The organism is Brevibacterium ihuae, assembly GCF_900184225.1.
GTDB lineage: Bacteria > Actinomycetota > Actinomycetes > Actinomycetales > Brevibacteriaceae > Brevibacterium > Brevibacterium ihuae.
Genome location: NZ_FXWZ01000002.1, coordinates 1 through 12046 on the forward strand (window position 1 = coordinate 1; position 12046 = coordinate 12046).

General features: G+C 64.6%; 6 protein-coding genes and 3 rRNA genes. 7 read left to right on the top strand and 2 right to left on the bottom strand.

Going from position 1 to position 12046, the window contains the following annotated elements:
- The first annotated feature begins 147 nt into the window (after window positions 1-147).
- The 7 genes from C1A17_RS00015 to C1A17_RS00045 all read left to right on the top strand — a co-directional run bounded on the left by C1A17_RS00015 (window position 148) and on the right by C1A17_RS00045 (window position 8832).
- Window positions 148-1674 (top strand): 16S ribosomal RNA (locus C1A17_RS00015).
- Window positions 1675-2105: 431 nt separating this feature from the next.
- A 23S ribosomal RNA gene (locus C1A17_RS00020) occupies window positions 2106-5214 on the top strand.
- A 181-nt stretch (window positions 5215-5395) separates the two neighbouring features.
- Window positions 5396-5512: ribosomal RNA gene (gene rrf / locus C1A17_RS00025) — 5S ribosomal RNA — on the top strand.
- Together the 16S, 23S and 5S rRNA genes form the textbook arrangement of a ribosomal RNA operon.
- Before the next feature lie 265 nt (window positions 5513-5777).
- Window positions 5778-6506, top strand: a complete 729-nt coding sequence (locus tag C1A17_RS00030; RefSeq protein ID WP_101649554.1) for an SIR2 family NAD-dependent protein deacylase — start codon at window positions 5778-5780, stop codon at window positions 6504-6506.
- Window positions 6503-7513 (top strand): NAD(P)H-dependent flavin oxidoreductase, encoded by a 1011-nt coding sequence (locus C1A17_RS00035; protein ID WP_101649556.1) that lies wholly within the window; start codon window positions 6503-6505, stop codon window positions 7511-7513. Before C1A17_RS00030 ends, C1A17_RS00035 begins: the two co-directional genes overlap by 4 nt.
- Before the next feature lie 195 nt (window positions 7514-7708).
- Window positions 7709-8236: an SRPBCC domain-containing protein gene (locus C1A17_RS00040; RefSeq protein WP_101649558.1), complete on the top strand. Its 528-nt coding sequence runs from the start codon at window positions 7709-7711 to the stop codon at window positions 8234-8236.
- A 2-nt stretch (window positions 8237-8238) separates the two neighbouring features.
- Window positions 8239-8832, top strand: a complete 594-nt coding sequence (locus C1A17_RS00045) for a TetR/AcrR family transcriptional regulator (RefSeq protein WP_101649560.1) — start codon at window positions 8239-8241, stop codon at window positions 8830-8832.
- Window positions 8833-8977: 145 nt separating this feature from the next.
- On the opposite strand, the gene C1A17_RS00050 is transcribed toward C1A17_RS00045, so the two are convergent.
- Both C1A17_RS00050 and C1A17_RS00055 read right to left on the bottom strand, forming a co-directional pair.
- Window positions 8978-11017, bottom strand: coding sequence for a choice-of-anchor I family protein (locus tag C1A17_RS00050; RefSeq protein WP_101649562.1), 2040 nt, complete (start codon window positions 11015-11017; stop codon window positions 8978-8980).
- A 226-nt stretch (window positions 11018-11243) separates the two neighbouring features.
- A complete protein-coding gene (locus C1A17_RS00055) occupies window positions 11244-12044 on the bottom strand; it encodes a hypothetical protein (RefSeq protein WP_146000559.1) in 801 nt (266 codons plus the stop codon).
- Window positions 12045-12046: the final 2 nt, after the last annotated feature.

Genomic DNA, 12046 nt, shown 5'->3' on the forward strand with positions numbered 1-12046 from the left:
TGCGTCTGTTCTTTGAGAACTCAATAGCGTGTTTGTTTGTTTTTGTGATGCCAGTTTTTTGTTTTACTGGTTGATTGAAAATTTGGTGGAGTAGCAGAATTTTGTTTTGTTTCTCTGTCTTTTTCTTTTGGCTGGGATTGTATTTTTCTTATGGAGAGTTTGATCCTGGCTCAGGACGAACGCTGGCGGCGTGCTTAACACATGCAAGTCGAACGCTGAAGCCTGCAGCTTGCTGTGGGTGGATGAGTGGCGAACGGGTGAGTAACACGTGAGTAACCTGCCCCTGACTCTGGGATAAGCCTGGGAAACTGGGTCTAATACCGGATATGACCATTCTCCGCATGGAGTGGTGGTGGAAAGTTTTTCGGTTGGGGATGGGCTCGCGGCCTATCAGCTTGTTGGTGGGGTGATGGCCTACCAAGGCGACGACGGGTAGCCGGCCTGAGAGGGCGACCGGCCACACTGGGACTGAGACACGGCCCAGACTCCTACGGGAGGCAGCAGTGGGGAATATTGCACAATGGGGGAAACCCTGATGCAGCGACGCCGCGTGGGGGATGACGGCCTTCGGGTTGTAAACCTCTTTCAGTAGGGAAGAAGCCTTCGGGTGACGGTACCTGCAGAAGAAGTACCGGCTAACTACGTGCCAGCAGCCGCGGTAATACGTAGGGTACAAGCGTTGTCCGGAATTATTGGGCGTAAAGAGCTCGTAGGTGGTTTGTCGCGTCTGCTGTGGAAACGCAAGGCTCAACCTTGCGCGTGCAGTGGGTACGGGCGAACTAGAGTGCAGTAGGGGAGTCTGGAATTCCTGGTGTAGCGGTGAAATGCGCAGATATCAGGAGGAACACCGGTGGCGAAGGCGGGACTCTGGGCTGTAACTGACGCTGAGGAGCGAAAGCATGGGGAGCGAACAGGATTAGATACCCTGGTAGTCCATGCCGTAAACGTTGGGCACTAGGTGTGGGGTCCATTCCACGGATTCCGCGCCGTAGCTAACGCATTAAGTGCCCCGCCTGGGAAGTACGGCCGCAAGGCTAAAACTCAAAGGAATTGACGGGGGCCCGCACAAGCGGCGGAGCATGCGGATTAATTCGATGCAACGCGAAGAACCTTACCAAGGCTTGACATACACCGGAATGTGCCAGAGATGGTTCAGCCCTTTGGGCTGGTGTACAGGTGGTGCATGGTTGTCGTCAGCTCGTGTCGTGAGATGTTGGGTTAAGTCCCGCAACGAGCGCAACCCTCGTTCTATGTTGCCAGCACGTGATGGTGGGAACTCATAGGAGACTGCCGGGGTCAACTCGGAGGAAGGTGGGGATGACGTCAAATCATCATGCCCTTTATGTCTTGGGCTTCACGCATGCTACAATGGTCGGTACAGAGGGTTGCGATGTCGTGAGGCGGAGCGAATCCCAGAAAGCCGGTCTCAGTTCGGATCGTAGTCTGCAACTCGACTACGTGAAGTCGGAGTCGCTAGTAATCGCAGATCAGCAACGCTGCGGTGAATACGTTCCCGGGCCTTGTACACACCGCCCGTCAAGTCACGAAAGTCGGTAACACCCGAAGCCGGTGGCCTAACCCTTGTGGGGGGAGCCGTCGAAGGTGGGACTGGTGATTGGGACTAAGTCGTAACAAGGTAGCCGTACCGGAAGGTGCGGCTGGATCACCTCCTTTCTAAGGAGCGAACACATTTCAGTGTTGCCATGCCCGTGCCATGTGTGTGCGGGGTGGTTGCTCATGGGTGGAACATCATAAGAACTGCTGCCTTCGGGGTCTTCGGGTCCTGGGGGTGGTGCCTGCCTGTCGGTGGCCTGTGTGCTGCTGGTGGGTGGGGGACGGACACGCTGTTGGGTCCTGGGAGAACAGGCCCCCACGTTTGTGGGTGGGTGTTTTTCTGTGGATGGCGGTCCTGCTGCCGTGCCGGCCTTCGGGTCGGTGTGCGGGGTGGGGTCTGCTGGTTGTTTGAGAATCGTATAGTGGACGCGAGTATCTGGACATCCTGCGCGCATATGTGTGTGGGGTGTTCTGTGTGATTTTGTTGTTGTGTTTCTTGTGTTATCCGACTCGGATGCGCCCGGTGCGTGGTTTCGGCTGCGTGGGGGTGTGTGTGAGTGTTCAAGAGCGCATGGTGGATGCCTTGGCATCAGGAGCCGATGAAGGACGTTGTAACCTGCGATAAGCCTCGGGGAGTTGGTAAACGAACGGTGATCCGAGGGTGTCCGAATGGGGGAACCCCGCGACATGTCATGTGTCGTGACCCGCATCTGAATATATAGGGTGTGTGGGGGGAACGTGGGGAAGTGAAACATCTCAGTACCCACAGGAAGAGAAAATAAGAATGATTCCGTGAGTAGTGGCGAGCGAAAGCGGAAGAGCCTAAACCGTGTGTGTGTCAAGCGTGCAGGCGTTGCATGTGCGGTGTTGTGGGGCTATCCGTCCGGGGTCTGCATTCCCTGGGCATGGTTGTGGTGTGTGTAGTCGAACAGGTTGGGAAGCCTGACCGGAGTGGGTGAGAGTCCCGTAGACGAAACGTGTGCCGGCTGTGTGTGATGGTTCCCGAGTAGGACGGGACTCGTGTAATCCCGTGTGAATCTGCCAGGACCACCTGGTAAGGCTAAATACTCCCTGATGACCGATAGCGGAGAGTACCGTGAGGGAATGGTGAAAAGTACCCCGGGAGGGGAGTGAAATAGTACCTGAAACCATGTGCTTACAAGCCGTCAGAGCCTTTCGGGGTGATGGCGTGCCTTTTGAAGAATGAGCCTGCGAGTTAGCGGTGCGTGGCGAGGTTAACCCTGGTGGGGAAGCCGTAGCGAAAGCGAGTCCGAATAGGGCGTCCCAGTCGCGTGTCCTAGACCCGAAGCGGAGTGATCTAGCCATGGGCAGGGTGAAGCACGTGTAAGAGCGTGTGGAGGCCCGCACCCACTTCAGTTGAAAATGGAGGGGATGACCTGTGGTTAGGGGTGAAAGGCCAATCAAACTCTGTGATAGCTGGTTCTCCCCGAAATGCATTTAGGTGCAGCGTTGCGTGTTGCTTGCCGGAGGTAGAGCTACTGGATGGCTGATGGGCCCCACCGGGTTACTGACGTCAGCCAAACTCCGAATGCCGGTAAGTGTAAGCGTGGCAGTGAGACTGCGGGGGATAAGCTTCGTAGTCGAGAGGGAAACAGCCCAGACCACCAACTAAGGCCCCTAAGCGTGTGCTCAGTGGGAAAGGATGTGGAGTTGCGAAGACAACCAGGAGGTTGGCTTAGAAGCAGCCACCCTTGAAAGAGTGCGTAATAGCTCACTGGTCAAGTGATTCCGCGCCGATAATGTAGCGGGGCTTAAGTACACCGCCGAAGTTGTGGCAATACCACGTGTGATGAGCCGCCGGCATGTCCGGTTGGTTGAGTTGTGGTATTGGGTAGGGGAGCGTCGTGTGGCCGGTGAAGCTGCGGAGTGATCCAGTGGTGGAGGCTATACGAGTGAGAATGCAGGCATGAGTAGCGAAAGACGGGTGAGAAACCCGTCCGCCGGATGACCAAGGGTTCCAGGGCTAGGCTAATCCGCCCTGGGTAAGTCGGGACCTAAGGCGAGGCCGACAGGCGTAGTCGATGGACAACGGGTTGATATTCCCGTACCGGCGAAGAACCGCCAATACCGAGGCATGTGATACTAACCGGCCGAGACTGTCTCCTGTCCTTCGGGACGGGTGCACGGTTGAGGGTGGGACCTGAATGTGTAGTAGGTAAGCGTGTTAACAGGTGTGACGCAGGAAGGTAGCCGGGCCGCGCGATGGTTGTCGTGGTCTAAGGTCGTAGGGCGACAGGTAGGTAAATCCGTCTGTCATGTGCCTGAGAGCTGATGGGCACCCACATCTGGTGGGTGATCCGGTGATCCTATGCTGCCGAGAAAAGCATCGACGTGAGGTTCTAGCCGCCCGTACCCTATTACCGACTCAGGTGGTCAGGTAGAGAATACTAAGGCGATCGAGAGAATCGTGGTTAAGGAACTCGGCAAAATGCCCCCGTAACTTCGGGAGAAGGGGGGCCATCCCGGTGATGAGAACATGCTTCTCGGAGCTGGTGGTGGCCGCAGAGACCAGGGAGAAGCGACTGTTTACTAAAAACACAGGTCCGTGCGAAGTTGTAAGACGATGTATACGGACTGACGCCTGCCCGGTGCTGGAAGGTTAAGAGGACCTGTTAGAACTTCGGTTCGAAGCGGAGAATTTAAGCCCCAGTAAACGGCGGTGGTAACTATAACCATCCTAAGGTAGCGAAATTCCTTGTCGGGTAAGTTCCGACCTGCACGAATGGCGTAACGACTTCTCCACTGTCTCAACCACGAACTCGGCGAAATTGCACTACGAGTAAAGATGCTCGTTACGCGCAGCAGGACGGAAAGACCCCGAGACCTTCACTACAGTTTGGTATTGGTGTTCGGTGTGGCTTGTGTAGGATAGGTGGGAGACTGTGAAGCATGCACGCCAGTGTGTGTGGAGTCATCGTTGAAATACCACTCTGGCCATAGTGGATTCCTTAACTTCGGACCCTGATCGGGTTCAGGGACAGTGCCTGATGGGTAGTTTAACTGGGGCGGTTGCCTCCCAAAGAGTAACGGAGGCGCCCAAAGGTTCCCTCAGCCTGGTTGGCAATCAGGTGTCGAGTGTAAGTGCACAAGGGAGCTTGACTGTGAGACGGACGTGTCGAGCAGGAGCGAAAGCTGGGACTAGTGACCCGGCCGTGGATTGTGGAATCGCGGTCGCTCAACGGATAAAAGGTACCTCGGGGATAACAGGCTGATCTTGCCCAAGAGTCCATATCGACGGCATGGTTTGGCACCTCGATGTCGGCTCGTCGCATCCTGGGGCTGTAGTCGGTCCCAAGGGTTGGGCTGTTCGCCCATTAAAGCGGTACGCGAGCTGGGTTTAGAACGTCGTGAGACAGTTCGGTCCCTATCCGCTGCGTGCGTAGGAAATTTGAGAAGGGCTGTCCTTAGTACGAGAGGACCGGGACGGACGAACCTCTGGTGTGCCAGTTGTACCGCCAGGTGCATGGCTGGTTGGCTACGTTCGGAAAGGATAACCGCTGAAAGCATCTAAGCGGGAAGCCTGCTTCAAGATGAGATTTCCATTGAGGCGCCCTACAGACTATGGGGTTGATAGGCCAGATGTGGAAACGCAGCAATGCGTGGAGCTGACTGGTACTAATACGCCGATCACTCACCCACCACCCTATTTCCGGGTGTGTTCGGGTCGGGTAACACAAGCACACACACCATCACTGTGCACACACCACCCCGCCGGTAAGCCGGCCGGGTGGAGACACGCTCGCGTCCACACATACGACACCCCCCACCACGTGTCGGGGGTTCCGCAGAACGAACACGCCCGCCGTGTTCCCCATAGTTTTGCGGTGGTCATAGCGGCAGGGAAACGCCCGGTCCCATTCCGAACCCGGAAGCTAAGCCTGCCAGCGCTGATGGTACTGCACTCGACAGGGTGTGGGAGAGTAAGACACCGCCGCAATATTCTTCACGAGCGAAGGCCCCGAAACCCAGTGTTCCGGGGCCTTCGCCCATTCACCACCTAGCACACCCCGGTCGGGGTGTGCCTTCTCTCATTCACCCACGAAGCACCGCCCACCGATAAGAGACCCCGAGCTCGGGGGCCTTGCCTCAGGCGCACCCACGCCCGGGTGTGCCTTCTCTCGTTCAATGGGGCCCTCGGGCTTCGCCCGCATCCTGCGCTGCACGCCTGGGCAGCGACCCCGGACTCGGGCGACAATGGATGCATGAGCACTCAACCGTTGATCACGTTCCTCACCGGCGCCGGGATCAGCACCGGAGCCGGCATTCCCGACTTCCGCGGGCCCCAGGGGGTGTGGACCAGGGACTCCGAGGCCGAGAAGACCTCCACTCTCTCCTGGTACCTGCGCGACCCGGAGATCCGGAAGCGCGCCTGGCAGCTGCGTGCCGCCTCGGCCGTCTGGGACGTCGAACCCACCCCGGCACACCGTGCGATCGCCGAGCTCGAGGGTTCCGGGCAGATCTCCGGCATCATCACGCAGAACATCGACGGCCTCCATCAGGCCGCCGGCTCGAGCCCCGAACTCGTCCACGAGGTCCACGGCAACGTGCGCCGGTGGCGCTGTGAGTACTGCCGGGCGGCCGGTCCGATGGCAGAGATGATCGATCGGGTCCGTGCGGGGGAGGAGGATCCGCCGTGCCCGATGTGCGGCGGCATCATCCGCGCCACGACGATCCTGTTCGAGGAGATGCTCGACGCAGACGTCATCGACGCCGCCACCTCCGCCGCGGAATCCTGCGACATCATGATCGCCGTCGGCACCAGCCTGTTCGTGCAACCGGTCGCTTCCCTGTTCCCGCTCGCACTCGAGTTCGGCGCCGCCGGAGTCATCGTCAACGCGGAGCCGACCCCGTTCGACTCCGCCGCCGACGAAGTCATCCGCGGCGACATCCAGGACGCACTCCCCGCCTACCTCGAAGGACTCCGCTCATGACATTCCGCCTCACCGACCTCACCCACCCGATCATCCAGGCGCCGATGGCCGGCGGACCCTCGACCCCGGCGCTCGTCGCCGCGGTGAGCCGCGCCGGCGGACTCGGTTCGCTCGCCGCCGGCTACCGCACCGCAGCGGACATGGTCGACGAGATCGCCGCGGTCCGCCGTCTCACTGACCGCCCCTTCGCGATGAACGTCTTCGTGCCGGAGGTGCACCCGTCTGCCCCGGGCGACCTCGACGCCTACGCCCGCGCGCTCCGCCCTTTCGCCGCAGAGCTCGGAGTCCCGGCCCCCGAGGTCCGACCCGCCGGCGACGACGAGTACGGCGCGAAGCTCGAGGAGCTCCTCGCCGACCCCGTCCCCGTCGTGTCCTTCACCTTCGGACTCCCCACCGCGGAGCACGTCCACGCGCTGCAGGAGGCCGGGAGTGCGGTCGTGCTCAACGCGACGACCGTCGCCGAGGCGCAGGCGGCCCTGGCGCTCGACCCCGACGCTCTCGTGCTCCAGGGACCGCTGGCCGGTGGGCACCGCGCCCAGCACGACCAGCGGGCCGAACCCTCCGAGCTGCCACTCGAGGCACTCTTCGATGCCGTGCGCGGTCTCACGTCCGTGCCGCTCATCGCCGCCGGAGGACTCGCGACGCGCGCTGACGTGGCTCGCGTGCTCGAGGCCGGCGCGCATGCGGCGCAGGCGGGCACCGCGTTCCTCCTCGCCGCGGAGGCCGGCACCAGACCGCTCCACCGGCAGGCGCTCGAAGCTGGGCGCTCCACCGAGACCGTCGTCACCCGGGTGTTCTCCGGCCGCCCGGCCCGCGGACTGCGCAACGCCTTCATCGAGCGGATGAACCGGCACTCCGTTATCGGTTACCCCGAGGTCCACTTCCTCACCAGCCCACTTCGGGCGGCGGCAACCGACCCCGACGGCATCAACGCCTGGGCGGGGACGGGATACGCGCACTGCAGGCGCGCCTCGGCCGCGGAGATCCTCGCCGACCTCGCTCCCTGAACCCGCGCGCCGCCCCCTCTTCCCATCCGATCGGGGAGGCAATGCTCCGCGCGGGCGGGCCGCGACCGTGCGGAGAACGGCGGATCCAGTGTCGGAAACCTGCTGGAATCGAGTGCTCACAGGTATTGCTAACAGTGTTAGCCGCACGCTAAGGTAACAGTGTTAGCTGCATTCGCATCCAGCCCAGGGGGCATCATGAATCCCGGACAGATCATCACCGTCATCGTCGCCACCATCGTCTGCATCGTCGCCGGGTCGTTCGTTCACGGGGCCCTGCGCCCCGTACGCGTCACCGCGACCACGGACCTCGCGGCATCTCCGGCAGAGGTGTGGGCCGTGCTCGCCGACACCTCTGCCTACCACGAGTGGAACCCTTCGATCATCGAGAGCAGCGGCACCGTCGCGGAGGGGGAGCGCCTCGACAACACCGTGGTGTTCGGTGACGGCACCATGCGCTTCACGCCGCGCGTCCTCGTCGCCGATCCCGGCCGCGAGCTCACGTGGCGCGGCAGCACGGCGGTCCCCGGGCTCGTCGACGGCACCCACTCCTTCGTCCTCTCACCGCTCCCCGACGGCGGCACCCGTCTGACGCAGGAGGAGACCTTCGTCGGCGCCCTCGTGCCGTGGACCACCGGCATGCTCAGGGCGATGGAGCCGGAGTTCGTCGCGGTCAACACCGCGATCGGCGAACGTGCCGCGCAGCTGCAGCAGTCCCGGCCGTGACCATGGATCCAGAGGAGGCCACCACGTCGGACGCTCCGGCCCCGTCCTCCGATCCGCCGGTCATTCCGGAGCGGACCGCGCGCGTCGATGCGATCGTCGCCCGCGCCCGGGTCCTCGTCGAGGACGCCGGGTGGGAGGCGCTGTCGACGCGCATCCTCGCCGACGACCTCGGGATCCGCGCGCCCTCGCTCTACAAGCATCTCTCCGGCAAGGAGGAGCTGCGCACCCTCCTCCTCACCGACGCCTTCATCGAGATCGGCACGCGCTGCTGGGAGGCGGTGCGCAGCGCCGCCGTGGAAGGCGAGGAGTCGGCGGTCGGTGCCCTGCTCACCGAGTACCGGAGCAGTGCGAGCGGCTCCGCCGAGCTCTACCGACTCGCCACCACCGGTCCGCTCGACCGCTCAGCACTCCCGCCCGGGCTCGAGGAGTGGGCGGGCACACCATTCTTCGAGGCCACGGGGGACCCGGTGCGGGCGCAGGCGCTGTGGGCGGCGGCCCACGGGCTCGCGATCCTCGAGGTCGACGGCCGGTTCCCGCCCGGCAGCGACCTCGACGCCGCCTGGCAGGCCCTCGCCCACGCCTTCGACGCCGGCTGACTGCAGGACCTCACCCGACTGCGCGGTATCCCGAACCGAGCGCACAATTGCGCGCTCAGTTTCGGATACCGCGCAGTTCGCTGGAGGCGGTGCGCTCCTCGCCCCGTGCCCCGCTCTCAGGAACCTTCGGAACTCGAGGTCTGGGTCAGGAACGGGCGCGGCGGGTGAGCCAGACGGCTGCGGCGCCGATGGCTGCGAGGAGAGCGCCGATCCCGGCGAGGATCGCCGCGTCCGTGCCGGTGCGCGGCAGCGGTCCGCCGCCTGCCCGATCGTCGGAGTCGTCATCGGAACCGCCGTCGGGACCCGGAGCCGGGGCCTGCGTGCTCGTCGGCGTCGCAGTCGGCTCCGCGCCGTCCGTCGGGGAACCGGTCGGAGCCGGGTCGTCCGTCGGAGTAGGTCCGGTGCTCGGCTGCTCGGTCCCGGGGGCGCTCGGGTCGTCGCCGGGCCGATCCTCGGCGAGGTCGCTCTTCACGTGGTAGAAGGTCGTCGTGCCCGTCACCTCGTTGCCGATGACGAGCATGCCGGCCACGCCCTCGGCGGGGGTCTCCATCTGGGCGGCCGGGACGAAGACGATGCTCTCCGGCCCGGAATCGCCGGCCGCGTCGAGGTCGGCACCGAGGTCCTCCACCCCGAAGTTCCGGTTGTTGAAGTAGGTGACGAACTCCGCGTCGTCCGGCCGGGTGATGTCGTAGACCATGACACCGCCCACCCGCTCGAGACCGATGAAGGCGAAGGTCTTCTCACCGATGGACCCGACCTCGATCGCCTCGGGCTCGGGGCCCTTGTCGTCGGAGCGGTCGTCGAAGCTCGATTCGGTGTTGTCGGAGTTGAAGAAGTCCGGAACGGCCTCCGCGGTGATCTTCTCGAACTCGTCCCGGGAGTCGAACACGACGTTCCCCTCGGTGTCGAGGATCGAGAACGAGCGGCCGCCGAAGCCGTGGATCTGCTCGTAGCACGAGCCGTCGGCGCTGAGCCCGTTCGCCGCGGTCGCCTTGAGCCGTCCGAGGTCCTCGTCCCGCTGGAGCTCCTCGATGCTCATCCCGGCCTCCGCCGCGACGGACTCGCACAGCGGGGCGACGCCGTCCGTGCCGAAATCCTTGACCCGGATCTCCTCGGAGTAGCCGTCCCAGTCGCGGGAATCGCCCTCGTTCGCGGTGAGCAGGTAGTCGCTGCCGCCGATCGACACCGACTTGAGCGTGTCGGGCATCATGAATGTCTGCACCGGCCAGGTGTCGAAACCGATCCCGCCGTCCCGATCGGAGACATCGGTGTCGACCGCGGAGAGGTCCTGGGTGCCGAGCGGGAGGAGACGCTCGACCGAGGCCGAGGCGAGATCGACGACGGCGATCGCGTTCGCCTCCTGGAGCGAGACGTAGGCGCGGTCGCCGATCACCGTCCCGTACTCCGGTTCGAGGTTCTCCGACACGGGGAACTCCGGTGTGCCGGTCCCCGCGTCCTCCCGGCCGCCGAAGATCCGGACGCCGTCGGGCAGCGCATCGCCCTCGAACGCCCGGAAGCCCGCGAGTCGGACCGCATCCTGCCCCGGGGCCTCGAGCGCATCGGGCAGTGCGATGACGCCGACCGACCCCTCCGGGTCGACGGAATAGTCCTCGGCCGGCTCGCCCTCGTTGGCGACGACGGCGTAGTCCCCGGCGGGGGAGAGGACGACCGAGTCCGGCAGCGCCCCGGTGCGGACCGCGCCGAGCGGCGCCGGCTCCTCCCCGGACAGGTCGAAGAACGCGATCCAGCCGGCCTCGGTCTTCGTCGGGTGCTCGACGGCGACCGCCGCGAGGCCGTCCTCGCGGACCGCCACGGAATTGGCGATGCCGCCCGCCTCGACGGTCGAGCCATCGGCTGACTCCATGCCGACCGTTTCGAGTTCGAACAGGGCGCGGGGATCGGCGGGATCGCTCGAATCGAGCACATTCACCGTCCCGGCGGCGGCGTTGACGACGAGCGTCTGCTGCTGCGCGGCGTAGTGGGCGACGATCTCCGCTGCGCTCTCGTCGAACAGGCCGGTGCGGTGGGTTCCCACCGGGTCCAGGGTGAGCACCGGGTTCGCGGACGAGTACTCGATCGCGCCGTCGGCTCGCGGGCTCGCCGCCTGGACGGTGACAGCGGGGGCGAGGGCACCGAGGCCGACGAGGGCGGCGACGAGGCCTCCGGAGGTGAGTGCGCGGCGCATGGGGTCCTTTCGGGAGAGCGGGCGTGGGCGATGGCCGACCGGGGCCGGCGCGCGTGCCGTCGACGGATCGACGGCTCTCCGAGACTAGGAAGACGGAATGGGGGTGAGGGGAGCGCGACATGACCCGCAGGTGAATTCTCGGGTGCCTCGAGTGCGGGTCTAGACTGGGACGGATCACCCCACCCACATCTGCATAGGGAGCACCGTGTCGAATCCTGAGGACAGCTCATACCGTTCCGCGCGCCGAGGCGCCGGCGGGGACGAGGGAGGTCGACGGGAGCACCGGGGTCGGGACTTCAGCCGCGACGATCGGCCCGCCGGGGACCGTCGGCAGAGCGGCGGGCGAGCACGCGGAGACGACCGCGGTCGCGATTTCCGCCGCGATGACCGGCGTGACGATCGCAGGCAGGCAGGCGGGGGAGACCGCCGCCCCCGGCGTGACGGCGAGGGCCGGGACTTCCGACGCGATGACCGCCGTCGGGACGACGGAGGAGACCGCCGTCCGCGCCGTGACGGGGCGGGGCGCGACTTCCGCCGGGACGACCGCCGCGATGACCGCGATCGGGGCTTCCGGCGCGATGACCGGCGTGACGATCGCCGACAGGGAGGCGGGGGAGACCGCCGCCCCCGGCGTGACGGCGAGGGCCGGGACTTCCGCCGCGACGATCGCCGAGGTGACCGCCGCGACGATCGGCGTCCCCGTGGGGACGCCCGGGGCCGGGACGATCGACGCGAGTTCTCGCGCGGTGACCGCCGCGACGATCGCAGCCGTGATCCCCGACGTGACGATCGCAGGGACGACCGGTGGGACGAGAGGCGTCCCCGCCGTGACGGCGGGGGCCGGGACTTCCGACGGGATGATCGCCGCGATGACCGTCGGAGCGATCGCCGTGACGACCGCGGACGCGACTTCCGGCGCGATGATCAGCGCGGCGGACCCCGCCACGGGAGGCCGCACCGCGACGATCGGCGGGCGGACCGCCGCGACGAACTGCTCGACGTCGACCCCGAGGCCGCTTACGCCCACGC

Excerpts from the sequence above, each read along its gene's own strand:
- C1A17_RS00030 (WP_101649554.1), top strand. The coding sequence starts at position 5,778 with ATGAGCACTCAACCGTTGATCACGTTCCTCACCGGCGCCGGGATCAGC.
- C1A17_RS00035 (WP_101649556.1), top strand. The coding sequence starts at position 6,503 with ATGACATTCCGCCTCACCGACCTCACCCACCCGATCATCCAGGCGCCG.
- C1A17_RS00040 (WP_101649558.1), top strand. The coding sequence starts at position 7,709 with ATGAATCCCGGACAGATCATCACCGTCATCGTCGCCACCATCGTCTGC.
- C1A17_RS00045 (WP_101649560.1), top strand. The coding sequence starts at position 8,239 with ATGGATCCAGAGGAGGCCACCACGTCGGACGCTCCGGCCCCGTCCTCC.
- C1A17_RS00050 (WP_101649562.1), bottom strand. The coding sequence starts at position 11,017 with ATGCGCCGCGCACTCACCTCCGGAGGCCTCGTCGCCGCCCTCGTCGGC.